General features: G+C 48.4%; 20 protein-coding genes. 13 read left to right on the forward strand and 7 right to left on the reverse strand.

The genetic code is table 11. The features are described from left to right. The first annotated feature begins 842 nt into the window (after positions 1 to 842). Complete coding sequence (locus Q0986_RS11320; RefSeq protein ID WP_299410034.1) at positions 843 to 2,006, forward strand: ATP-grasp domain-containing protein; 1,164 nt, start codon at positions 843 to 845, stop codon at positions 2,004 to 2,006. Positions 2,007 to 2,234: 228 nt separating this feature from the next. Next, positions 2,235 to 2,885, forward strand: a complete 651-nt coding sequence (locus Q0986_RS11325) for a MarC family protein (RefSeq protein ID WP_299410035.1) — start codon at positions 2,235 to 2,237, stop codon at positions 2,883 to 2,885. 28 nt (positions 2,886 to 2,913) lie between these two features. On the opposite strand, the gene Q0986_RS11330 is transcribed toward Q0986_RS11325, so the two are convergent. Together Q0986_RS11330 and Q0986_RS11335 are read right to left on the reverse strand one after the other, a co-directional pair. Next, positions 2,914 to 3,333: a secondary thiamine-phosphate synthase enzyme YjbQ gene (locus tag Q0986_RS11330; RefSeq protein WP_299410036.1), complete on the reverse strand. Its 420-nt coding sequence runs from the start codon at positions 3,331 to 3,333 to the stop codon at positions 2,914 to 2,916. 3 nt (positions 3,334 to 3,336) lie between these two features. After that, on the reverse strand, positions 3,337 to 3,678 hold the full coding sequence (locus Q0986_RS11335; RefSeq protein ID WP_299410037.1) for an NAD(P)H-quinone oxidoreductase subunit M: 342 nt from the start codon (positions 3,676 to 3,678) through the stop codon (positions 3,337 to 3,339). Between the two features lie 160 nt (positions 3,679 to 3,838). Between Q0986_RS11335 and queG the strand changes: the two genes are divergently transcribed. Beyond that, positions 3,839 to 4,864 (forward strand): tRNA epoxyqueuosine(34) reductase QueG, encoded by a 1,026-nt coding sequence (queG, locus tag Q0986_RS11340; RefSeq protein ID WP_299410038.1) that lies wholly within the window; start codon positions 3,839 to 3,841, stop codon positions 4,862 to 4,864. Here queG and Q0986_RS11345 read toward each other — a convergent pair. Next, positions 4,797 to 6,944 (reverse strand): polyribonucleotide nucleotidyltransferase, encoded by a 2,148-nt coding sequence (locus tag Q0986_RS11345; protein ID WP_299410040.1) that lies wholly within the window; start codon positions 6,942 to 6,944, stop codon positions 4,797 to 4,799. The genes queG and Q0986_RS11345 overlap by 68 nt on opposite strands. A gap of 388 nt (positions 6,945 to 7,332) precedes the next feature. Between Q0986_RS11345 and Q0986_RS11350 the strand changes: the two genes are divergently transcribed. Then, complete coding sequence (locus tag Q0986_RS11350) at positions 7,333 to 10,626, forward strand: DEAD/DEAH box helicase (RefSeq protein ID WP_299410043.1); 3,294 nt, start codon at positions 7,333 to 7,335, stop codon at positions 10,624 to 10,626. Positions 10,627 to 10,683: 57 nt separating this feature from the next. On the opposite strand, the gene Q0986_RS11355 is transcribed toward Q0986_RS11350, so the two are convergent. Then, on the reverse strand, positions 10,684 to 12,351 hold the full coding sequence (locus tag Q0986_RS11355; RefSeq protein WP_299410047.1) for a CHRD domain-containing protein: 1,668 nt from the start codon (positions 12,349 to 12,351) through the stop codon (positions 10,684 to 10,686). Between the two features lie 471 nt (positions 12,352 to 12,822). Beyond that, positions 12,823 to 13,227 carry a DUF4259 domain-containing protein gene (locus Q0986_RS11360; RefSeq protein WP_299410050.1) on the reverse strand — a complete coding sequence of 135 codons (405 nt, stop codon included), beginning with the start codon at positions 13,225 to 13,227 and terminating at the stop codon, positions 12,823 to 12,825. A gap of 252 nt (positions 13,228 to 13,479) precedes the next feature. On the opposite strand from Q0986_RS11360, the gene Q0986_RS11365 reads away from it, so the two are divergent. After that, entirely contained in the window at positions 13,480 to 14,580 is a 1,101-nt protein-coding gene (locus tag Q0986_RS11365) for a hypothetical protein (protein WP_299410051.1), read from the forward strand. On the opposite strand, the gene arsC is transcribed toward Q0986_RS11365, so the two are convergent. Continuing rightward, the gene (arsC, locus tag Q0986_RS11370) at positions 14,572 to 15,009 is read right to left on the reverse strand and encodes an arsenate reductase, glutathione/glutaredoxin type (protein ID WP_299410054.1); all 438 of its coding nucleotides are present in this window, start codon (positions 15,007 to 15,009) and stop codon (positions 14,572 to 14,574) included. The two genes, Q0986_RS11365 and arsC, sit on opposite strands and share 9 nt — an antisense overlap. Before the next feature lie 191 nt (positions 15,010 to 15,200). Here arsC and rsgA point away from each other — a divergent pair, with 191 nt between their 5' ends. The 3 genes from rsgA to Q0986_RS11385 all read left to right on the forward strand — a co-directional run bounded on the left by rsgA (position 15,201) and on the right by Q0986_RS11385 (position 17,873). Next, positions 15,201 to 16,265 (forward strand): ribosome small subunit-dependent GTPase A, encoded by a 1,065-nt coding sequence (rsgA, locus tag Q0986_RS11375; protein ID WP_299410057.1) that lies wholly within the window; start codon positions 15,201 to 15,203, stop codon positions 16,263 to 16,265. 132 nt (positions 16,266 to 16,397) lie between these two features. After that, the gene (locus Q0986_RS11380; protein WP_299410060.1) at positions 16,398 to 17,342 is read left to right on the forward strand and encodes a homocysteine S-methyltransferase family protein; all 945 of its coding nucleotides are present in this window, start codon (positions 16,398 to 16,400) and stop codon (positions 17,340 to 17,342) included. 108 nt (positions 17,343 to 17,450) lie between these two features. After that, entirely contained in the window at positions 17,451 to 17,873 is a 423-nt protein-coding gene (locus Q0986_RS11385; RefSeq protein WP_299410062.1) for a hypothetical protein, read from the forward strand. Here Q0986_RS11385 and leuD read toward each other — a convergent pair. After that, positions 17,855 to 18,445: a 3-isopropylmalate dehydratase small subunit gene (gene leuD, locus Q0986_RS11390; protein WP_299410066.1), complete on the reverse strand. Its 591-nt coding sequence runs from the start codon at positions 18,443 to 18,445 to the stop codon at positions 17,855 to 17,857. The genes Q0986_RS11385 and leuD overlap by 19 nt on opposite strands. A gap of 676 nt (positions 18,446 to 19,121) precedes the next feature. Here leuD and Q0986_RS11395 point away from each other — a divergent pair. From Q0986_RS11395 to Q0986_RS11415, 5 genes are all read left to right on the forward strand, one after another. Next, on the forward strand, positions 19,122 to 19,514 hold the full coding sequence (locus Q0986_RS11395) for a late competence development ComFB family protein (protein WP_299410069.1): 393 nt from the start codon (positions 19,122 to 19,124) through the stop codon (positions 19,512 to 19,514). 607 nt (positions 19,515 to 20,121) lie between these two features. Continuing rightward, positions 20,122 to 21,351: a response regulator gene (locus Q0986_RS11400; protein ID WP_299410072.1), complete on the forward strand. Its 1,230-nt coding sequence runs from the start codon at positions 20,122 to 20,124 to the stop codon at positions 21,349 to 21,351. A 97-nt stretch (positions 21,352 to 21,448) separates the two neighbouring features. Then, complete coding sequence (locus Q0986_RS11405; RefSeq protein ID WP_299410075.1) at positions 21,449 to 21,808, forward strand: response regulator; 360 nt, start codon at positions 21,449 to 21,451, stop codon at positions 21,806 to 21,808. Positions 21,809 to 21,811: 3 nt separating this feature from the next. Continuing rightward, complete coding sequence (locus Q0986_RS11410; protein WP_299410077.1) at positions 21,812 to 22,324, forward strand: chemotaxis protein CheW; 513 nt, start codon at positions 21,812 to 21,814, stop codon at positions 22,322 to 22,324. Between the two features lie 164 nt (positions 22,325 to 22,488). Further along, a complete protein-coding gene (locus tag Q0986_RS11415) occupies positions 22,489 to 24,903 on the forward strand; it encodes a methyl-accepting chemotaxis protein (RefSeq protein WP_299410080.1) in 2,415 nt (804 codons plus the stop codon). The last annotated feature ends 183 nt before the right edge of the window (positions 24,904 to 25,086 follow it).

The following is a 25,086-nucleotide window of genomic DNA, read 5'->3' on the forward strand; positions in this document are numbered from 1 at the left end:
CCGTGGGCTTTGCAATTCTCGGCTCAAGCATAGAAGGACCAAACCATTCATACTTTAAGCCTAATTTTTATCTCGTTAGAGTGATGAAAGAGCGATAAGGTATGGGCCAGTTCTATGAAGTTGTTCTTGGCCGTAAAGATAGTTGCCCTGTACCTGTTCATGGCGTTCATCCAATCGGTATTCAAGCTGCACTGAACTGGCCCAGGCGAAGTAGATTTAATTATTTTGCAGAAGGATCAGCGATGCAATAAATGCATTCAAATCGAATTTTTTAGCACTGGGATTGTTGATTGAATGAGAGATAAAGATGCTATGTTATTCCAGCAAAACTATAATTTTATTTTGTATACCTTTTGCGAGAATTTAATTATCCATATATGAAGTAAATGATCCCAAGATCAAGAATTAAGTTTAGACTCTACTGAATAGAGAATAGCAAAGATTACTATTGGCGATTCGCAAAGTGCTTGTATTGAGCATCTCACACTTAGAAAATGTCAAGTCAAATGTCTTTTAAGTGCCTAAATCAAGATGAATAGAGGGGAGCCCTTTAAGCATTGTCAAGCGAGAAGCCCAATTAAATCAACTAAACTATTTTGCATTTTTTGCATCAGAAAACAATTTCTGTATAAGCTAGAGTGCTATTTTTCAGATAGCCTAGAGGATCAAAACATTAAAAAATAAATATTTTTCAGAACAATGAATCCAAGGGTTAACGAATCGGCTTAACCTTCTCTAGGGTTCTATTGTCAGTCTTGCTGAATATCTTAGAGGTTGCTGTCTCAGTAATAACGAGAGGACATCTCATTCGCTTTGCGTTTTTCGCCCTTTAAAACAACAATATGAAGATATACAACCACGATATCCAAAAGAGTACCCACGAGACGATTGGAGGAACTCACCTTTACTCAGGTCGGGTTTTGGGTCTGTCCGACACCACAGACATTGTCCAAATTCATCCTGCCCTCAAACTAGAGTGGAACAGTATCTCTGCACATTATGCTCGAATTGGCTTAAGCCACTCTCAAAATGTGTTATGGAATGTATCCCTAAAGTCGTTACAAACCTACTCTGACTATGAACCTTCTGTTTATTTCTTTGGCGATGCCGTCTGTGAACATAGTTCCTATGCCCAGCTCTATCGAGCGATGGATCCACGATGGTTTGAGATTGTCGCGTTTATCAATGCCAAGAATAACTTTATCGGCCTTGCTGAGTCCTTAGGGGTATCAGTCCCAGCCACGACCTGCTTCAATCACACGGCTGCTGTGCAGCGATTGGATCAATGGACGTACCCTTGCTATCTGAAGCCGTCAGTCTCCGATAGTGGCTTTGGGATTGTTCGCTGTAAAGATTCCAGACAACTGGCGGCAGCCTTGATGGAATGGCGTGATTCGATCCCTTTCCAAGTCCAAGCGGAAGTCACTTCATCAACGTTTATCAATCTCCAATATCAAGTGACCGATCATGGCATGGAACGTTTGCTAGCTTCTGAACAAATTTTGCATGGCTGTGCGCATGGCGGAAACCGCTATCCCACTCTCCACCAACCGTGGTCATTATTTGATCCCATCGCCGAGTGGATGGCAGATCAAGGCATGAAAGGGGTATTTGCCTTCGATGCTGCTGTAGTGGATGGAGCAGAACAGCCACAATATTTAGCGATCGAATGTAATCCAAGATTTAATGGATCGTCCTATCCCACCTTAATGGCCCAAAAGCTCAATATTGAGCAATGGAGTAGTGAAACCTTTGTGACACCCTACCGCTCATTAGCAGATCTTGACCTCAGTGGGCTAGAATTCAGTCCCCAGAGCGGCACTGGCATTATTCTCATCAATTGGGGGACGATTCTGGTGGGTAAAATCAGTGTGTTGCTAGCGGGCACGACGGAACAACAGAATGAGTTGAGACAGCGGCTGACAACCCGATTGATGGATCCACAGGGTATTTCTATGCCCGTATATCAAACGCTTCTGTCTGTAGAATCAGCCGCAGGATTGTGAGTGACTGGTGTTGGCCGGTCAGCAGCCTTAAAACAGCAAAACATGGGTACCTGCTGATGTTTAGCAGGCACCTATTGGAAAATGGGCTGAGAGGGTCTGATTTCAGAAAACGTCAACCTTGAGTGTGCGATGATGAACAGGGTCAGCGTTGTCTGGGTCTTTGGACTGCAGAGGTGACCTAGCATCTAAGTTGTTTTCTGGAATCGCTCGCAAGTGAGGTGAAGGACTGTGTTGGACTGGCCAGAATATTTAAAATTAGTTGCTGGTCTAGCCTCAATTGTGAACCCTGTAGGGGTCATTCCTATTTTTTTGAGTTTGACTGATGGCCAAGATCAAAGTCAGCGGCGTTTTATTGCGGTGCAAGCCTCCTTTGCCTTGTGCATCGTTTTGGTGAGTGCGTTAGTGGCAGGAGAAGCGATTTTGAGCTTTTTCAGTATTGGCTTACCGTCTTTTCGAGTTGCGGGTGGCCTGTTAATTTTGCTAACCGCTTTATCTATGTTGAAGGCGGAAACGGCAGAGTCCAGACAATTGGCAGAAACAGGAACGGTGGACCCCAATGAATCGCCAACATTGCCAGATGCACCGGTTGCAGTGGTGCCGATTGCCATCCCTTTACTCGGAGGGCCAGGGGCAATCAGTACGGTGATTGTTTATGCTCACACGCAAGAATCCATGGAACATAACCTGCTCGTGGGTTTAGCTATTTTGAGTGTCTCTGTTATTGCCCTTCTGGGGTTACTCGTCGCTCCTTTGGTGGATACAGTTATGGGCAAAACTGGCATGAATGTTATCAGTCGAGTGATGGGACTGATCATTACAGCGATTTCAATTGAGTTTATTGCGGATGGCGTGAAGGAACTTCTCCCTGGATTGGGGTAAGCGCCAACGGTGTAGCGGTCGAACGATCTCACTCCCCATACACGGTGACCATCACTTGGCGCGATCGCGGTTTATTATCACATTCCAGGTGGAAGATCTGTTGCCACGTACCTAACACAGGCTTACCTGCGGTAATCGGTACCGTTAGTTCTGGCCCTAACCAGGTGGCCTGCAAATGGGAATGACCATTGCCATCATGCCAAGTTTGCTCATGACCGTACTCTCGGCTCGGAGGAATTAAGCGGTTGAGAAGGGCGGGTAAATCCTGCTTCAGGCCCGGTTCAAACTCAATGGCTGCGATCGCACCCGTGCTACCCACATTAAAAACATTCACCATCCCCATCTGGATGCCAGAAGCCTGGATGATCCGCTGAACCCGATCCGTCAGATCCTGCATCTCACCATGCCCTTGGGTGGTGAGCTGAATCTGATCTTGATAAACCGTCATCCTCTATTTGGATTCAGAGACAACTTGAGGGAGTCCCATACTAAAGTTGCGCACGCGACTGCTGAGGTTATAGCCCACAATGCCGTTTTGCAGCATTGATCGCACATAATGCTCCAAATCTGATCCAATCCGACGCAGATTATAGTCCGTTAAATCTTCCCCGGAATAAGCTTCTACCAGTTCGTCAAACTTAGCATAGACCCGCTGGAGGGCATCTTCACTCCAAACCAACTCATTGTCGGGATCAACGTCTAGGGTCAAGACACTTTCACTGGGAATCAACTCATTATTGTTCACCTCTGCGGTGTAAATGTGAATGTGACGTGTGGTTGACTTCAGTAGCATGGGCAAAGGTCTCAACGTAGGGCTTACCCATTGTAAACACGGGGCGCTGTCTCCGATCAATGAAAAGCTTCAAATGCAGATTAAATCAGGGCTAAGGCAATCGAGATCCGCTTAAGAGACCCGCGCCATACCCCAACTCGTTCATTTAAAATTATTTTTGATGATACTTGAATCTCTTCAGAGTCAATCCATTAAGCAACAAGCCATCACCCTTGGATTTCATAAGGTGGGGATAGCGAGCCTTTCTCAAGGGCAGGAGGCGGACCCAACCGTAGCATCCCGTTTACAACAATGGCTTAACCAGGGATATCACGCCGATATGACCTGGATGTCCGATGCACGGCGACAAGATATTTATCAAGTTATGCCTGACCTTCGTTCGCTGATCTGCGTGGGCCTCAACTACTACACCCCGCACCCACGGCCCTCAGGTTCAGAGTATGCCAAGATCTCTCGCTATGGATGGGGCCGCGACTACCATCGTGTGGTGGGTCGCCGGATCAAAGCCCTATCCCTGTGGCTAAAGGAACAGGACCCGAAGATTCAAGTTCGCTACTATGTCGATACAGGTCCCGTCCAAGATAAAGTCTGGGCTGAGCGAGCGGGGATTGGCTGGATTGGCAAACATAGCAACCTGATTTCACGGGATTACGGATCCTGGCTTTTTTTAGGGGAGATCCTCACTAATTTAGAGTTGGAACCCGATCGTCCCCATACCCAACATTGCGGTTCCTGTACTCGCTGTATTACAGCCTGCCCAACGGACGCGATTCGTAAACCGTTTGTAGTTGATGCGAATCGCTGTATCGCCTACCACACGATTGAAAATCGGGATGCAACCCTGCCTGATGACATTGCCGGGAATTTACAAGGTTGGGTTGCAGGCTGCGATATTTGCCAAGACGTTTGTCCCTGGAACCAACGCTTTGCCCAGGAGACAGATATCCCCGATTTCCACCCCTATCCTGAGAATGTCGCTCCCACTCTGGAAGAACTAGCAACCCTGTCGGTATCAGAGCGCGATCGCAGGTTTAGAGCCTCTGCCCTTCGCCGCATAAAACTAGAAATGCTGCAGCGGAACGCCACAGCATCTTTAAATGCGAATACCCGAGAGAACGCTACTCAGCGCCGCCCGTCCGAGCCGCCGCCGCTTCCTCAGGATGAATCCCCAACCGCGTCAGATTAATGCGACCGCGATTATCCAGTTCACGAATCTTGACCACCACTTCATCGCCAACAGAGACTTCATCTTCCACTTTACCGACTCGGTAGTCAGCCAACTGGGAAATATGAATCATCCCCTCTTTACTGGGGGCAATTTCAACAAAGGCCCCAATCGGAATAATCCGAGTTACCTTACCCAAGAAGACATCGCCCGCAGCTAGCTTGCGAGTCATCCCCGCAATAATCTGACGAGCCCGAGTCGCCGCCTTCTCATCAATAGCCGAGATAGTGACGCGACCATCATCCTCGATGTCAATCTTGGCCCCCGTTTCTTCGGTAATTCCCTTAATGGTCTTACCGCCCGGACCGATAATCATGCCAATTTGCTCAGGATCAATCTTGATAGTCAACAGACGAGGAGCATAGGGAGACATGGTCTCGCGAGGCTTATCAATCGCAGCCACCATCTTTTCCAGAATATGGAGACGAGCGGGTTTGGCCTGATGAATGGCATCTGCGACGACCTCCATCGATAATCCGGTAATCTTCATATCCATCTGCAAGGCAGTAATGCCGTCAGCGGTCCCCGCAACCTTAAAGTCCATATCTCCGAGGAAGTCCTCAATGCCTTGAATATCCGTCAGGACTCTGACTTCATCCCCTTCTTTAATTAAGCCCATCGCTGCTCCACTCACAGGCTTCGCCAAAGGCACCCCAGCATCCATTAAGGACAGCGTGGAGCCACAAACCGATCCCATCGAGGTCGAACCATTCGAGGATAAGACCTCCGAAACGACCCGTAGCACATAAGGAAAGTCTTCTTTGCTAGGGAGTACGGGAATCAAAGCTCTTTCTGCCAAAGCCCCATGACCAATTTCTCTGCGTCCCGGCGATCGCATGGGCCGGGTCTCACCCACAGAATAGGGGGGGAAATTGTAGTGGTGTAAATAGCGTTTTTGGCTATCGGGATGTAGATCGTCCATCTCTTGCGCATCCCCAGGCGTTCCCAAGGTGACAATCGACAGAACTTGCGTCAACCCCCGGTTGAACAATCCAGTACCATGCACCCGGTGAGGCAATACTCCCACTTGGCAAGTAATCGGACGGACCTCATCTAATTTGCGCCCATCGACCCGCACCTTGTCTTCCACGACTTGGCGGCGCATTAACGTTTTAGTGATGCTCTTAAAGACCTTGCCAGTGGCTTTGGGATTTTCCACCGCAGCAATTTGGACCGGATCGGTTTCGGGTAATTCCTCAATCGCTGTCGCTACGGATTCTTTGACCTCATCCAAGGCCGCATCCCGGACATTTTTATCTTTCTCAAATCGAGCCAGGATTTCTTTAACCGGCTCAGTCACTCGTTCCTGAACAAAATTCTCTAAGGTGGGATCTGTTTCTGGTGCCTCTTCTTCTACCTGTTCAATCCCTAGCTCGTCTATCAGTTCTTTTTGAGCCTTGATTAAATCGCAAACTACTTCATAACCGAAGTCAATGGCTTCAATCATGTCCTGCTCTGGAACTTGATTGGCCCCGGCTTCCACCATGATCACACCATCAGGCGATCCGGCCACCACCAGGTCAAGTTCTCCTTCTGAGATCTCTTCATAGGTCGGGTTGATAATAAAATCATCCCCAATTAAGCCCACTCGAACAGCAGCCATTGGCCCCTTAAAGGGAATTTGGGCGAGTAGAGTGGCGACGGAAGCCCCGGTCACCGCTAATACATCCGGGGGGACTTGCTCATCCATGGAAACGGTTGTGGCCACAATTTGAATATCATCCCGCAACCAATTTGGAAATAGCGGTCGCATGGGACGGTCAATCAGACGACAGGTCAGTGTTGCTTTCTCGGGTGGACGACCTTCTCGGCGCAGAAAGCCTCCTGGCACGCGGCCTGCAGCATATAATCTCTCTTCGTAATCTACCAGTAAAGGAAGAAAATCAATCCCTTCACGCCCAGAGGATCGCGTTGCGGTGACCAAAACTGAAGTTTCGCCGGATTCAATCAGAACACACCCACCTGCCTGTGGAGCGAAACGGCCGATGGTGAGCTTAATTTCTCGCCCGTCAACAGATATTGACTTAATAACTTCTGACATTAAATGACTTGTCCTTACTTATTGTTTTGTCCTTTATTTTTTCTGTGGCAATCCTAACATTGATAGAGAGCTGCCTGCGCTCAGCAATCGGATAAGGACATGTAGCTTATTGCTTTTTATCTGACTTTTCTCAGACGATGTCCCTAATGACAAGTTCACCCTGTAGCATAGGTAGAAGAGAACGGCCTTGCCCTTGACCTGCTCAAGCGCGAGGGGCGCTGATATTCAGACGTCATTTTGTTTACTCAGTAAAAAAGTGGCGGGTCCATGTCGGCCCAGTGCGCAGAGAATCGCAGTGCCTTAGCAGTTCTGGTGAAGAAGTACAAGGTAGCTCTCAGCGGTATCTGAATTGGCTGTTTACCCCACATGGAGTTTTTTCAACTAAACTATGGCAATATTGCACGGTAGTTGGCTACCTGCTTTTCGGGGGGCGGCTGATCCGCAAAACACCTCTCAATCCTCAAAATTGGCATCCTCCGATGAATCACCGCTGCAGGGTGTATTTGTCATTTGGGCTGAGACCTGGAGAAATACGAAGGCGAAGAAAAACAACTTCTCCTCAGAAGTATTGCCTCACCCTTTGGCAATGGATGCCTCTGAACTCAGCCAGTTTCTTCAATCCCTACATCAATCCCGCCAACTCCTGCTCTCCCCAGAGCTACTGACGGTATTAGCGGCTCCCCCGAAGCGGAAGAAGCCCTCGTCCTCTCGTTCCTCGGGAAAGTGCGCTTCTCTGAGATGGGTCTCACAACAGCTAGTGGTGCCAGCCTCGATTGAGGAAGAGCGCCTTATGCCGTTGCATTCTTCAACAGAGTTGCAAGCGGACGATCCGCCCCAACTTTATCCTGTGATCGTTCAGAGCTTAGGATTGCCGCCGGACCAAACGCTGGATTTCTTGGCCAGTCTCCCCCTCTACTCCCAGGTGTCCGAAGAGGCTTGGTTGGGGCCAGAACTACTTTTTTGGTGCCATGCAGTTCGCTGGGGACTGGATCTACTGACCCGGGCCAAGTTTATTCCGGCCATTCAGCCTCAAGCGGCAGAGTCTTGTTCCTTCTACTGGCAACCCTTGTTGGACAGTGCCACGGATCGGCAACGCTTTCAGCAATTTACCCTGGAGATGCCATCGGTTTGTCAATTCTATCAGCAGCCAGGTGGACCTAGTTCGTCTGTGGAGTGGCCCAAGGTGGATTTACCGATGACCACTGGACATCTGCTAACCCACTTCTTGACCCAGATTATCGATCAGCAAGTGCGACACAGTATTGAGGATGATCTGTCCCTAGAGATGCAAAAAGCAGGGATTGACCCTGTTTTTGGTCAATGGCTGCCTGCGTTAACCACTGCTCAAATGCAGTTAACCGATACAGCAGAGCACTGCACATCTTGGGTGGATACCCTCACACGTTGGCGGCAGCCGATTGAGCAAAGTCTACAAAAACAACAATATCGAGTCTGTTTTGGCTTGCAACCTCCGGCCGACCATACGACCGATTGGCAAGTAGAGTATTTTCTCCAAGCTGTAGATGATCCTGCGTTTCTGGTGATGGCAGCGGTGGTTTGGAATACGAATGCTGAACAGTTGGATTATTTAGGTCGCAGGATTGAACGTCCTCAGGAAACTTTACTGCAGGGATTAGGGTTAGCCTCTAGGGTATATCCCCTGTTGGAAAAAAGTCTACAAGGGGCGAGACCAAGCCAATTGACCTTATCCCCCACCCAGGCCTATGACTTTATCAAGGCAGCCGCTTGGCGCTTGGAAGATAGTGGATTTGGAGTCTTGCTGCCACCCAGTTTATCGAACCAGAATGCCATGGCCAATCGGTTGGGATTGCAGATCAAAGCGGCAGCGCAATCTCAAGCAGCGCAATCGATTGGCTTAGATAGCTTACTGAATTTTCAGTGGGAGCTGGCTATTGGTGGCCAAACGCTGTCTAAGGCGGAATTTGATCGGCTGGTGGCCCAGGATACCCCGTTGGTGGAAATTAATGGGGAATGGGTTGAGTTCCGACCTCAGGATGTCAAAGCCGCTCAGAACTTTTTTGCTTCTCGCCAAAATAAAACGGGACTATCCTTGGAAGATGCGTTGCGGATTAGCACAGGCGATACGCTAACCATTGATAAACTACCAGTGGTTCATTTTGAAGCGTCGGGTTCTTTAGAAGCGCTGCTCACCACACTGAATGGCAACCAAACCTTAACGGCAGTGGCCGAACCGCCCGGGTTTAAAGGAACGCTACGCCCCTATCAAGCCCGAGGGGTAGGTTGGCTAACATTCTTGGAACAGTGGGGACTTGGCGCTTGTTTGGCCGATGATATGGGCTTAGGAAAGACGGTGCAGTTTATTGCTTATTTATTGCACCTAAAAAATGAAGGACGGTTGTCAGGGCCAACGTTATTAATTTGTCCGACGTCTGTTCTGGGAAATTGGGAACGAGAAGTGCGACGATTCGGCCCCAAATTAAAGGCAATGGTGCATCATGGAGCGGGGCGATCGCAAGGCAAAACCTTTCTCAAAAATGTTAAACCTTTAGACCTGGTGATTACCAGTTATCCCCTGATCCATCGGGATGAAAAAACCTTGTCGGCACTGACCTGGCAGGGCCTGGTGCTGGATGAAGCTCAAAATATTAAGAACCCCGAGGCCCGACAATCAAAAGCCGTTCGTAATCTAAAGGCCAAAGTGCGGATTGCCCTGACGGGTACCCCTCTGGAGAATCGCTTAACGGAACTCTGGTCGATTCTTGATTTCCTTAATCCAGGCTATTTGGGGCCAAAGCCCTTTTTTCAACGGCGATTTGCCACTCCGATTGAGCGCTATGGCGATACGGCGTCTCTAACAACCTTGCGATCGCTCGTGCAACCCTTTATTCTTCGCCGCACCAAAACCGATCACGATATCATCCAAGATCTACCTGAGAAACAGGAGATGACGGTGTTTTGTAGCTTAACCCCCGAACAAGCCAATCTCTACCAAACCGTTGTTCAGGAGTCGCTAGACGCCGTAGAGGCTACAAAGGGGATTCAGCGCCGAGGGATTATTCTGGCGACCTTGGTCAAACTTAAGCAAATTTGCAACCATCCCGCCCAGTTTTTACATGAAGAGGCCTTAAACCCAGAGTTGCAGCGATCGGGTAAACTTAAGCGCTTACAAGAGATGCTAGAGGAGTTATTAGATGAAGGCGATCGCGCCTTGATCTTTACCCAATTTGCAGAACTGGGCAAACTACTCCAGCAATACCTGCAATCGACCCTCCAACGCGAAACCTTGCTGCTCTATGGCAGTAGCAGCAAAAAGCAGCGCGAAGCGATGATTGATCGCTTTCAGCATGATCCGCAAGGACCGCGTATCTTTATTCTGTCCTTAAAGGCGGGCGGCGTGGGGCTCAATCTTACCCGCGCTAATCATGTCTTTCACTTCGATCGCTGGTGGAATCCTGCCGTCGAGAACCAGGCCACCGATCGAGCGTTTCGGATTGGCCAAACCCGCAATGTCCAAGTCCACAAATTTGTGTGCACGGGCACCTTAGAAGAGCGCATTCATGAGCAACTAGAGAGCAAAAAAGCCTTAGCTGAGCAGGTGGTGGGAGCAGGTGAAAATTGGTTGACGGAGCTGGATACGGATCAACTTCGCAATCTACTGCTCCTAGACCGCAATGCTGTTATCGATGAGGAAGGTGCCTAGCCGACCTCAACCCATAACAGCATTGCGGATTTAGGAGAGGCGGGTCAGGACAATATCCTAGGCGCCATAGAGCAGGCTCTGGGCATGGCCAATATCTCCAATCAGCGTTAGGGTGTCGCCACTGCTGAGATTGACCTCTAAACGATTATCACTTAAGACCTGGCTGGCAATAATGTCGGCGGACCCTAAGTCAAACTGATCCGACTCTCCAAAATTCGTGATATAGAACTGCTGCTGGAGATCGTCTTGGACGAGATGCTCCGCCAGCACAAAGTGATCGATACCGTCACTGCCTTGGAGGAGATTGTTCGTCGCGGTGGCCGTCAGGATATTGGGTAAGGGGTTACCCGTCAATGCGTCCAATTGCCACTGCCCGCGAATCGCGCCATCCGGAGAACCTTCCGTGTGGATATTCCAGTACAAAGGCAGATCCTCACCCGTACCCGCCTCTCGAATATCATTGACAAAGGTATTGAGGGGAATTAGGGCTGGATCAGAGGTTTCCCAAACCCCTTGTAAGGTGACTGAACCGTCTAGATTTTGGGTGATCTGGAGGTCGTCTTGATCTTGATCATTAATAGATAAATCACTCAAATCGATCGGCGCAAAGGCTAAGGGACCATTCTCTCCCCGGACGGCATTGTGAACGTGAACCTTAGTGACATCATCACTGGTATCGGCGGTGAAGGCCGTACCCTCGCCAATAAATTGGCCAAAGTCGAGACCAAACACGGTCAGTTGGTAGCTGATCGCATCTCCAGCCTGATTAAGCAGGAGCGTGGAGGTGCCCGACGCCTCTGGGTTATTGCTAGGGGTCACCTCTTGGTCGGTGGTTAATTCAGAAGAAAGGGAGACCGGAAGCTGTAATTCCCGTTCTTCAAACTGTCCACGAATCGCGCCATCCGGAGAACCTTCCGTATGGATATTCCAATACAAGGGAATGTCTGCACCACTCTCTGCTGTCCGAAAGTCATGAACAAATTCATTGAGGGGAATCACTGCCGGATCGGTCGTTTCCCAGCGACCCGTTAGCGTGACTGAACCGTCTAAATTGTGAGTGATCTGGAGATCATCTTGATCTTGATCATTAATGGATAAATCACTCAAATCAATCGGAGCAAAGGCTAAGGGACCATTCTCTCCCCGAACGGCATTGTGAATATGGACCTTGGTGACATCATCACTGGTATCAGCGGTAAAGGCCGCGCCATTGCCAATAAACTGACCAAAATCTAGATCAAAAATCGTGAGCTGGTAACTGACGGCATCGCCTGCCGAATTCAATTGGAGAACGGAGGTGCCCCGAGCGTCTGGATTATTGCTAGGCGTTACTTCTTGGTCTGCGGTGAGGACAGCAGCTGCTCGCACGGGGGGCTGGAAAAGGTCCCCAGGGATATCAATCCCGCTGGGAACCGCACTGTCCTCAGACCCTTCACCCAGGTCAGGTACCTCGATCTCGTCGATGGCCCTGTCTTGGACGACTTCGGGCAGCGCTGAAGTGAGGCCAAAAGCTTCATCTTGTCCGGGTATGGCCTCCGTACCCTCCTCCAGGTCGTCTAAGAAATCTACTGCTAAGGCATATAGGTTTTCTATCGAGGCATAGAAAACATCCTCTGTCGTGACATTGGGTAGGGAAATGGACCCATGATTAATGTCGGCAATATCCCCATAACGCATATCGAATGCATCGGTCAATTTAGACCAAATTTTCTTCGCTAAAATCATAATGCTAACCTACACAAAAAACGTGAAATTTTCCGTTTGGAACAAATCAATCAGTTCTAGGTAATAGGTCAATGGGGAACGAACTGAATCGCTAACTTAAGAACAAAAACAAAATCATAAAATATCCTACAAGCTGCAGGATATGCGTTGTAATAGTAGCATCGTAAGTTGCAATATTCACATCATTATTTTGCCTTTAGGTGACTCTAATGAAGGTTCAAACTAGATTGTCTATTATGTTTGAGCCTCTATACAAGAGGAAGATTGACGCTCTAATTTGTAATCAAGATTAATTGCTTCTGGCAGACAAAAATAGGAGTACTTTTATGAATGCCGATTAAATTGACCTGAGGGATGGGCTGTAGTTGATGTAAGGCAAAGATCTGCTCACTATTTATGAGTAATTAAGCATTCACAAGGGCTAGCTCGTCTTATTTCCAAAAGAATAGGCTATTCAGACTCTTTTAATGCTTAATAAGGCAACCGTGAAAGCAGATCTTCCAGGCTGGATTGCCAAACATCAAATTCTTCCGATTCTTGCCATAAATCCTTGAGTTCTGAATCGGATAAAATCACTTCGAGAGCTTGGCGTGCTTTGGCAATTAAGGATGCGGAGGGGGCAGTGCGTCCCTCCAGCCAAACATTAATTTCCTCGGGACAATCTTCGTGAGGTTCTCCTAATTGAGCGGCAACGGTTTCGGCAGCCGCCACTGCGATCGCACAGTCCGGTGCCTCAGGGTAGTCATCGGCTTGGTCAATAATGCTGTTAAGCGTGTCAATAATCATGCCATCGTCTGAGTACCCTTCTAAGTCCGCCACCCATTCCATGGCATCATCATTTTCAAAGTTGCCATATCCCCATGCACCCATTGTCATCCCCTCTGGACTTCACGGATAATTTATACCGAGAACCAGAATTGATCAAAAAATGAGGGTTGTCCTCTTAACAAAGCTGTGAGTCAGCAGGGAAGAATCGCCAATAGACGACAGACAGAAGTTGCCCATGACGCTTCCTGGGTATGGGATTAGGGATCTGACGACATAGACTATCTTGAACTTAGCGAAGAGACAGCTGCGAGTAGGTGACCGACGTTTACCCTCAGTGGAGAGCTATATGGGTGACAAAATTTGTCTATCTTAAATGAAGATAGCCTTCGTCTCTCCACGCTAATGCCCAACTCTTGGCCCGCCATTCTTAAGCTCTCTTTGTGGATGATCGTGGGGGGAGGATGCTTGAGTAGTTGCTCTCCCCTTGTTTCCCATACCTATGAACCCTCCTCACCTAAAATTAAACAGTTGGCCATCGATACGACGATGACGCTCAAGGCTCAACAGTTGTTTTATCAGCAGAAACCGAGAATTGAGTCTAAGAGAACGTTTCACCAGCTTTGCCGCAAAGTGGGGCACAATCCAGAAAAAACCATTATTCTGGGATGTTTTACGAGCAATGGCTATCGGGGGAATATTATTATCCAGTCTGTGACCGACTCTCGGTTAGCAGGCATGATGGAAATGGTGGCTGCCCATGAGATGTTGCATGCGGCCTATCAAAAAATGAGTTCGAAGGAACGGGCGCGTTTAGCCCCCAAACTTAAGCAAGCGGCGCAGCGCGTCACGGACGAGCAGTTGTTAACGGTTCTCAAGGATTATGAAGCGGGTGATCCTGAGATTTATGTGAATGAATTGCACTCTCATTTGGGCACGACCTTAGCCAATCTGGGCGATCCAGCCTTAGAGACGCATTATCAACAGTTCTTTCGCGATCGCAAACAAGTAGTGGCCTTTGCCCAGCGATCTCGCCGTGTTTTAAACCAAATTGACGCCCAAGTTCAGCAGTTGGAGCCAGAACTCAATACCCTGGAGGCCAACCTCAAAGCGGAAAAGGAGTCGATTCAGCGCACAGAAGCGGACTTAAAGGCCAGTTTTCAAGATTTAGAACGCATGAAGTCGAACCTTGCCGATTTGAAGCAGCGGGCTGAAGCATCCCTCCGTCAGGGCGATTATGGTCTGGCCGATTCCTTTGAGCAGCAGCGATCGCACTTTAATACCGCCGTTCAGGATTACAACTGGCAGGTCGAGACCCTGCAAAATCGGATCACTCAGTTTAATCAGCAATTTGCCACCTATAGCCAGAAAGTGGATGCCTACAATCAACTGGCAGCGACGAATCGCTCTATTCTCAGTGCTATCAAGTTAGATCGGTCGGGCGTGCAGCCCGTATCACCTTAACGTCTGATGGGAAAGCAAGGTGTGGACCAACTTTGTGACGTGGTGTTCCACTTGCGTGCGAATATGACGAAACACCTCAACCGACTGTCCAGCCGGATCGTCCAATTGCCAATCCGCAAATAGCGGGCGAGTCACCCAGACCTCGGGTAGATGGACACCACACCCGCAGAGAGAAATAACAGCGTCAAAGGTTTCTGGGTCAAATTCCTCTAGGGCATTTGAAGTGTGACATCTGATATCAATCCCCACCTCTTGCATCACGCGAACGGTCAACGGATCAACATGGCTGGCTTCTATCCCCGCGCTGGCCACCTCAATGGTTTCGCCAGCGATGGATCGGGCAAACCCCTCTGCCATATGAGAACGGCGAGAATTGTGCTTGCAGACAAACATAATGCGTTGAGGTTGTGAATGGCTGTTTTTAGGCATAGGGAGTACGCTAGAGAAAGAAGTCACTTCAGTTGAATGGAGGTGCAACTATGTCGGTCACTCATTCTATCTCTACAGCCCATCTGGCTTGACCCATAGAGGCATTTTTTCTCGGATTTTTGATCGTGCTTTAAACGCATGAAAGCCTTTATGTGTCTTGCCTGCCACATTTAGACACTAAAGGTATACTTATGAACTTGGAATTATTGGGCTGGAGCCATGAATTGGCTCTCAGCTTCGAACCGTTTGCTGCGCAACAGTTACAGGTAGGGCGAGTCGCTCGTCAGCATCAACAGGCCTATACCCTGTACACCCAAGACGGCGAAAGAATGGCCAAAATAAGTGGGAAATTGCGTCATCAGGCCCATAGTGCTGAAGCACTTCCCTGTGTGGGAGATTGGGTTGCAATTCAATCGTCAGCAGTACAAACGGCCATTATTCACCATATTTTGCCCCGGCGAACGCAGTTTTCTCGTAAATTGGCAGGGACGACCACAGAGATGCAATTGGTTGCCACCAATATTGATAGCATTTTCTTGCTCTGTGGTTTAGACCATGAGTTTAATCTGCGGCGGATTGAGCGCTATTTGGTGATGATTTGGGAGAGTGGTGCCAACCCCGTAATCGTCTTGAACAAAGTCGATTTGTGTGAGCAGCTCGATCAATATTTGCAAGACTTAGCGGCCATTGCCCTGGGTGTACCGGTAATCCAGATCAGCGCTTTGCACCACCAAGGTCTAGAGGCCTTAGAGTCCTATTTACAGCCCGGTCAGACTGTGGCCCTGCTGGGGTCCTCAGGGGTGGGCAAATCAACCCTAACGAATCAACTGATGGAGGAAGAGATTCAGGCCGTGCAAGCGGTGCGAGCCGATGATAGCCGAGGACGCCATACCACCACCTCCCGACAGTTGATGGGCCTACCGTCTGGCGCAGTGCTGATAGATACCCCTGGGATGCGAGAGTTGCAATTATGGACAACCAGCGGTGTTTCCCAAACCTTTGCCGAGATTGAAACCTTAGCCACCCAGTGTCGTTTTCGAGATTGTCAGCATCAACAAGAACCGGGTTGCGCGGTACAAGCCGCCTTAGCCGACGGGCGGTTGGATATTCAGCGGCTGCAAAGCTACCAGAAACTCCAGCGAGAAGAAGCCTATCTGCAGCGTAAACAAGATCAAAAAGCGCAGTTGAATACCAAAGCCCGCTGGAAACAGATCACGAAATCGATGCGGCGGCGACAGAACAGCAAATGGCAGTGAGGTCAACGGCGATTCGGACGGTAAAGGGTGGAAGAGATGCGGCTGTGACAGGATGCGGCTGTGACAGTGATCATTGTTTGCATCTGCTCAATCGACAACGCTGGGGATATGCAGCTAACCGGGGAGCTTCACATGTCTCAGTATCGACACAATTTACCGCAACTCTCTAACGACATCTTTATAACGGATGGCGGATTGGAAACCACCCTAATTTTCCATAATGGACTGGAGCTGCCTGAGTTCGCTGCCTTTGATTTATTCAAGGATAATCAGGGATATCAATCGCTATACGAGTACTTCCAGACCTATGCTCAGTTAGCGCAGACCCATGAGGTGGGACTGATTCTTGAAAGTGCCACTTGGCGCGCCAATCCTGATTGGGGTACTCAATTAGGCTACTCTCCAGAAGGGTTAGCGGAGAGGAATCGTCAAGCGATCGCACTATTACATACGATTCGCCAAGAATATGAAACCGAAATCAGCCGAATGGTGATCAGCGGTTGCGTCGGCCCCCGAGGGGATGGCTATCAAGTTAATACTGCGATGACCCCAGCGGAAGCCCAGCAGTATCATCTCCCCCAAATTTTAGTCTTTAGGGAAGCGGATGCCGATATGGTGGCCGCTATCACCATGACCTACGCCGAGGAAGCCATCGGTATCACTCGTGCCGCCCAATCAGTGGAGATGCCGGTGGTGATTTCCTTCACTGTGGAAACCGATGGCAAATTGCCGACGGGACAACCCTTGAAAGATGCGATCGCTCAAGTGGATGCCGCCACTCACCAGGGTCCCGCCTACTACATGATCAACTGTGCCCATCCCCATCATTTTGACGCGATCCTAGCGACCGACGAGCCTTGGGTCTCTCGTATTCATGGGCTGCGCGCCAATGCCTCCACCAAGAGTCATGCAGAGCTGGATGAAGCCGAAGAACTAGATGAGGGAAATCCCCAAGCATTGGGCAAACAATATCTGACCCTAAGTGATCAACTGCCTAACCTCAATGTCTTAGGCGGGTGCTGTGGAACCGATCATCGCCATATTGAAGCCATTTGTCAGGCCTGCCTTAACCCTTAACGCTAAGTTGCCGTCGCCTTTAACCTCGACGTCAGCAGGACTGTCGCGGAAGTGTCCAGGCCAATATGGTAATCATAGAAGTGTATTTCTGCTCAGACGCTGAATCCCATGACCGAAAGTTCCCTTCCCGCCCTCCCTTGTTTCCTCCGATATAAAAGAGAAGTGGCCATCGTCTTTATGCTACTGGGGGGGCTGAATGTGTGTTTAGGGGCTTGGTTGTTGCTGTTAGGCCAATTTCACTTTACCCTCATCCTCGGCTGTCTGATTGCCTTTATTGGCTGGGGTTATTTGACGAAGCCGATGGCTGCCGTTCATCTCGATCATATTGCCCTCTATAACGTATTGGGGATGGAGGTGAAATCCTATGCCTTTAGTGCCTTTAATGATTTGCAACTCCAGGGGCGACAGCTCTATGTTCAGCAAGGCGGCACGCTGAAGCCAGTCAAGCTTCCTCACTGGATGATCCATACTCAGGATTGGCAGACACTAGAAGCCATCTTAAGCGCACGCCCTCAACTCCAAGCTAAATAAGGCAAACGGTCTGCGGTTGCTTTGATCTGGTCTCCTTGTCCTAAGAGTTGGCCGCAGGCATCCCAAGTTCCGGCCAACATCATTTGGCGTGGCCCCTCCCCCATATGGACGGGGACTGAGATATCGTCACACTGGACTGTCATGCGGTTTAAATCAACCTGCATAGAGGCTTGGGGCTGTTGGGCGAGGTGGGCTTGGAGTTGTTGCACGACTTCAGGAGATGCCGTCACACAGGGAATACCAATGGCCACACAATTGCCCAAGAAAATTTCCGCAAAGCTCTCACCCACAATTGCCTGAATTCCCCACTTGGCGATCGCTTGGGGAGCATGTTCTCTCGATGAACCACAGCCAAAGTTACCATTGACCACTAAGAGGGTGGCGTCCTGAAATTGGGGTAAATCGAAGGGATGCTGTCCCGCTGCCTGCTGACGATCATCTGCAAAGACCTGTTGACCTAAGCCCTCAAAGGTAACACAGCGCAAAAAACGAGCTGGGATAATCCGATCGGTATCAATATCGTTGCCAGTGAGAGGAAGACCAGACCCTGTGATTTGGTGGATTTGACTCATAGCTTTAGTGCAAAAACGCAAAGGATGGGGTTTCCATTTTGACATTTTTCTTTCAATAGTCGTAGGTAAAGATCTTGATAGGTGCTTTCGTTCTTTGAGTTCAGCGTCTTGATCAGTCGGTTGGTTTAAAAAACGGCATTTTTGAGACGTTAAATGATAATGATTGCAATAAAGGGATGATGGGCTATGCTCTTCAAAACGAGATTTTCTGAAGATCTCTAGTCATACATTCCTATCCCTTTATAGATATTATTTATAAATAAGATGAGATCTTCACGTATCTTCAGGTGCGATCGCACCGCTATTTCCAGTGCTACCCCGAACTCAGGTGCAGCCAATCAGTAAAACCTTTCTGCGGCAAAATGCAGGTCCCAGACCACACTAATATCAGGGGTTTAACCTATTCCAGACTCAGATGGTGCAAACCATTGCGGACGTTTAACGAGTCTCAAGACTTTTCCTTTCACCGAACTTAAGAAAATCGAATGAAATGTACTTTATGTACTGTTCCTTAAGGGAAAATACGGTTATCCTTTGAATAAAGCATATTCACCAACCAGTGACTTGATCGGGATAAAGGGATAATGATCCGAAGAAATTCGGAGGCAATCCCCTACGAAATTTGAAAAAATGTGGGAACACTAGGTTTATGAGGCGAGGACACTAGCTAAACGACATGTTAAAAGCATTTTATAAAGCTCAGGTCTATAAGAACGTGATGGAAGAGCTTGTCGAAGAAGAGATTGACAGGCAGACTCGCAACTTTAAACCTGAAACAGCCAAAGCTCTAAACCGAATTGACGTCGTATCATACGCACTCAATCGATTGCCACCGCTTTATGCTTCTAGCCAAGAAGGGGTTTACAGGCAAAAGCAACGGGGACAACAACAGTTTGGACAACGGTTACGAGCTGCTGTTCACCAATCTTTGAAAATTGTTGCCCAACAGCCGACCCGTGTGACGACTCCCCTCCTTCCCCAAGAAGAGGTAGAGGCAGAAATGCATATTGCCAGAATGGCTTTAGAAGAATTGGCAGATTCCATGACAGACTTGGACCTGGACAGTTAAGTCAAGCATTTCCCTGAGCCTATTTCCCACGGCGATATACGGACCAATACTGTTGATCTTTATTCCCCCGAACTCAGCTTCACCGCTGATAAGCAGCTTGGTATGGGGTACAAGGCTAGTAGGAGCACCCCATAGCGATGTCGCTATGGGGTGCCAGCGTTTGAACGGACACTAGATTGGGATATCGCGCATTTCTAAAGATTTGGTTAGTTTTACGATGATCCTTATCGGACTGACACGGGGAATGATAAATAATAAGGAGCTTTATAGATCTTTTATAACAATAGATCGATTCGATTTAATGATGTTAAATCATCAGTAGAGATAAACAGATGTAATACAACTCAACTTTAACTTCATTAAAGAGACGGGGGTAGTCAGCCTCCTTCACAAGGGGATTCTGGCATACTATTTGCAAAGGCTTTAAACAATAAAAATAGCTGAATATTACTGAATCGGTTATGTCCGTGCTTTGAGTGAGATGTATTTTTACACTTTCTTAATATTCTCTAGACTAATATTGATCGGAATAATTCATCTTTTCAATCTGTGTGATCGACACAGTATTTCATCGAAAGTTGTGTGTTGAGAAGGAAGAATAATACCCATGGCTGCAACTATGAGTGGCAAAATCTCAAACAAGTTGAATGTATCGAACTTGCTGATCCAGCATGCTAATGCCAAAAAAGATGGTTGCTTAATCGTCTCCAATGGTGCGATTAACTGGCATTTTTATCTGGAAGAAAGTCAGTTGGTGTATGCAACGTACTCTGCGGACCCACTCGATTTACTCGATAATCATCTGCGACGACTCAGCCGCCAAGTTCCTTCTCTCAACAGTGAAGTTCGGACTCAGGTTCGGATTAATTTTAATGATGAGTCCTCTGACCAAATTTGTCCTGACTATCAAGCGATTTCTTGGTTAGTGAGAACCAACCAGCTCAAACCCGCCGAGGCGGCCACCTTGGTGGAAGGGATTATTATCGAAATCTTGGAATCCTATCTGTTGGTACCCGAAGGCACCTTCAAGTTTCTACCCAAGTCAGCGCATCTTCCTGTTTACTCCAAACAAAACATACCGCCACTATTACAGAAATGCCAAAAGCGTCTGGAGGGCTGGCAAGCGCTAGGGCCAACCATCTGGTCTCCCCATCAGCGTCTTTACTTTGCGGAACAAAGCCCTGGCGCTGCAAAATTATCCCCCAGTAAAGTTCAACAACTACAGAAAATCCTGCGTGGATTTAGTTTTCGCCATTTAGGAGTCTTGCTCAATCTAGATGAACTACAACTGGCTCAAAATCTAAACTCCCTGATTGTCGATAAGGTGATTCTTTTACAGGATCCCCAACCTCCCTTCAATCAGCTCCCTCAACTCGCAGTCGGAGGCGCTACAGTTGCCCCTCAAGCAAGTGCTGTAACCGCAGATAGTAATGCCGCATTAGGCAATATTGGCGACAGCAAGATCGGCCAAAAAAGCTACACTATTGCCTGCGTCGATGACAGCCCGGCGATTCTCAACACCATTAATCGGTATTTGCAAGATCAAAACGTTTCCGTCGTCATGATCAACGATCCGGTCAAAGCCTTAATTCAGATCATGCGAGCAAAACCTGATTTAATTTTGCTGGATGTGGGTATGCCCTGGGTGGATGGCTATGAGTTATGCCGCTTAATTCGCAAAAATTCACAGTTTAAGAAGGTGCCAGTGGTAATGGTAACCGGTAATACAGGTCTCATTGACCGGGCGAAGGCCAAAGTCGCGGGAGCAACAGACTATTTAACCAAGCCATTTACCCAAGCCGACCTCCAGAAAATGGTCTTTCGCCATTTAACCTGAGATATTGTACAGATAGATCCCAAGGGAAAAAGGGCATTCTGAGAATATCTGTTAAGACTGTAAGTTTACCTTGATTTGTTTTTAGGAGCAGCAGCACATGAGAACTGTTTTAGTAGTAGATGATGGTCCTGCAGAATTGGAATTAATCTGCCGATACTTGCGAGATGGGGGGTATACCGTCATCAGTACAACGGATGCAAAAGATGCACTCGCAAAAGCAGAATCGCAGCAGCCTGATATTGTAGTCACCGATGTGGTGATGCCTGGCATGAGCGGGTTTGAGCTTTGCCGTAGTTTGAAAAAAAATGAAGCGACTCAACAATTGCCCGTCGTTATCTGCACCTCAAAAAACCAAGATTTAGATAAACTCTGGGGCAAGAAACAAGGTGCGGATGCCTATGTCACCAAGCCTTTTACTCGTGAAGATTTACTGCAAGCTGTCCAGTCGGTTGTGTAATCCATGAAACTGCCCACGCTAGAACCACAATCTTCACCGATACAGGAAGGATTAGGTGATCCATACCTGAGATTGCAACTAGAGGAAAAAGTCCCTATTGCGATTCCGATGGAGACCGCTCGAGAAGTTTTAGTGGTACCTGTTGAACAAATCACACCGATCCCTAACATGCACGATTGCGTCTTGGGGCTCCTCAATCAGCGCAGCCGAGTGTTTTGGGTGATCGATTTGTCCAGCATGTTAGGGTATTCAGGATTTACCACAACGGCCCGACAATTTAACGTGGTCATTTTGCAAGTTGACGAGGTGCCATTAGGGCTTGCAGTACCCACCGTACAAGGAGTAACTCGGTTCTCAACGGATCTGATTCAGTCTCCCATTGGTGCCGTTGCGCCTAATATTGCGCCCTATCTAAGGGGGTGCTTGCCAGAAGAACAAGAAATTCTGTTGGTTCTGGATCCTGACGCCATTGTTCATGCTTCTGTATTGCAGCGCAACCTGAGGGGGCTGTTTTGAGGGTGCAGTACTGTATATCAAACAAAACTTAATTATATGGACATTAAGCTTTTTTGAAGTTCCCCTTGGAGCAATGGATTCAGACATTTTGATACTTCTTAAGGTTCGTCAGAACTTGAGTCTTCTAGACAAAACTATCCGTATTACGTGAGGCACGACTCCCCATGCATATGAAAGATCATGCAGATGATGCAGCAATAACGAATAATCTTGGCGATGCCAATCAGCTTGTTCCGCTTGATCCTGAGCAAATGACGGCAGGCTTAAATGAGTCTTATCCACAAGAATTAGCATCAAACGAGTCGAAAGCAGTTGCCCCCATCCCCGCAGCACCTGCTGCTTATGAGGTCACCCCAGAAGCGGCAACCGTAAAACCCCTATGGCAACGACTAAGCCTCAAAGCCAAGGCCACTACCCTGGCACTCGTTATCGGGGTAGCTCCTATTATTGGTGTTGGCACGGCAGCTTATTTCTTCGCCAACCAATCCATTTCACAAAAAATTATTGAAACCAAGGAAACCTCCACAACCCAGGTTGCAGCAAAGGTTGCCTCCTATATGCGGGAGAGATATGGTGACATCCAAATTATGTCTAGTTTGGACATTTTTATCGATCCGACCTTGCGTGGTTCCACCACCAAACAGGCGAAGCAAGCTGCTCTAGACAAGTTTATTGACGCTTATACCATCTATAACAGCATTGCCTTTTTCGATTTAAAGGGGAATGTTCTAGCCCAATCCTCTGGAGAGGCCCTGGGAAATCACAGTGACCGGAGTTATTTTCAAGCGGCTCTTAAATCGGATAAACCCATTATTTCTCAGCCCCTCCTCTCTAAATCTTCGGGACTTATTTCGGTGTATTCCGCTAATGTAGTCCGGGATCGAGGTACAGGCAAACCCATTGGTGTGGTTCGAGCTAGATTGCCTGTGACTTTCCTGGAAGATTTGCTCAAGGGCGTTGAAAATTACGAGAACGGCTACCTCGTGGACCAAAATGGCAACCTGTTTGCCGGATCGAATGAAGCCCAAGCGGAGATTCTGGCCGCCAACAAAACAGGGCAACCCCTCACTGCGGATAAAAAGTTCTCCTGGTACAAGACGGTTAAGGATTCTAATCAACCTGAATACATCTTGGAATCGGATAAGTTGGAAACGATTGTGCCCTTCCAGGCTTTAAACAACTCCGACGATCCTTTTCTCAAAAATTTGCCCTCATTGGGGTGGAAAGCCATTGTTGAATCAGACCGAGGGACCGCTTTTAAATCGTTACAACAGTTGCAGTGGTCCCTGATTGCAGGTTCGGCCTTGGCAGCCATTGTGATTGGTGCAATTGCGGTTATTCTCTCCGAACGAGCCACCCGTCCGATTGTTGACTCAGCAGAGGCGGTGAGCGCGATTGGTCAAGGAGACTTGGATGCCCGGGTACAAGTGGCTGGTGAGGATGAGCTGGCCCAGCTAGGTGGCAACATTAACCAAATGGCGGAACAGATCCAGACGCTGATTTTGGAGCAGGAATATGCGGCGCAACAAGAACTAGAACGGCAAACTGAAACGGCCGAACAACAGCGGAAGCAAAATGAAACGTTGCAGGCAGATTTGCTGAAACTCTTGACTGATGTTGAAGCAGCATCTGATGGTGACTTGACCGTCCGAGCCAACGTGGACGCCAGCGAAATTGGGATTGTCGGTGACTTCTTTAACTCGATTATTGAAAACTTGCGGGATATTGTGGGTCGGGTGCAAATCGCTGCCATCCAGGTGAACGAGTCGGTGTCCACAAACAGTTCTTCCATTGTGGCATTGGCGGATGAGGCCAATGTCCAGGCGGAACAAGTGGAGCAATCCTTACAGTTTGTGGAAGATTTGACCCATGCCGCCCAAGAGGTGGCCGTGAATGCGCAACAAGCGGCTGAAATTGCCAAAACCGCTTCCGAAACCGCGGTAACAGGTGGAAGCACGATGGATCAAACGGTGGCCAGTATTGACCAACTGCGTGAAACCGTTGCCGAAACGGCGAAGAAGGTGAAACGGTTGGGTGAATCTTCACAGCAGATTTCCAAAGCAGTGTCTTTGATTAACCAGATTGCGTTGCAGACCAACCTATTGGCCATTAACGCCAGTATTGAGGCAGCTCGGGCAGGAGAAGAAGGTCGAGGTTTCGCGGTGGTTGCGGAAGAAGTGGGTGCACTAGCGTCCCAGTCGGCAACAGCGACTAAGGAAATTGAGCAGATTGTGGAGAATATTCAATTAGAGACGGCTGAGGTGGTCAACGCGATGGAAGTGGGTACCACCCAGGTGGTTGAAGGTACGCGTATGGTCCAAGACACCAAGCAAAGCTTGGGACAAATTGTGGCAGTGTCACAACAAATTGCGGACTTGGTGCAAACCATTTCGGGGTCGACGGCATCTCAAACGGCAAAAGCCCAGATGCTCTCGAAGCTAGTTCAGAATGTGGCGAAGGTGTCTGAAAACACCTCTGAGTCCTCTCGCCAAGTGGCCGGATCCCTGCAAGAGACGGTGGAAATTGCCAAGCAGCTCCAAGCATCAGTGAGTACCTTCAAAATTGGTATGGAAGCCTAACTAAACGTCTGAATGGCTGGTCGGAAGTGGATAGGCTTACCTCATCCAGCTTTGACCAGCCATCTTCATAAAATAAACAACAAGATTTACTCAGTCTTGATATCGGGTTCAGGCTGATTGCCGAGTTAATAATTGGTACTGAGAGATAAACCATGTCCCACGATAGTGAACAGGAAGTTCGCC

The organism is Acaryochloris sp. IP29b_bin.148 (genome assembly GCF_028285565.1).
Taxonomy (GTDB): domain Bacteria; phylum Cyanobacteriota; class Cyanobacteriia; order Thermosynechococcales; family Thermosynechococcaceae; genus Acaryochloris.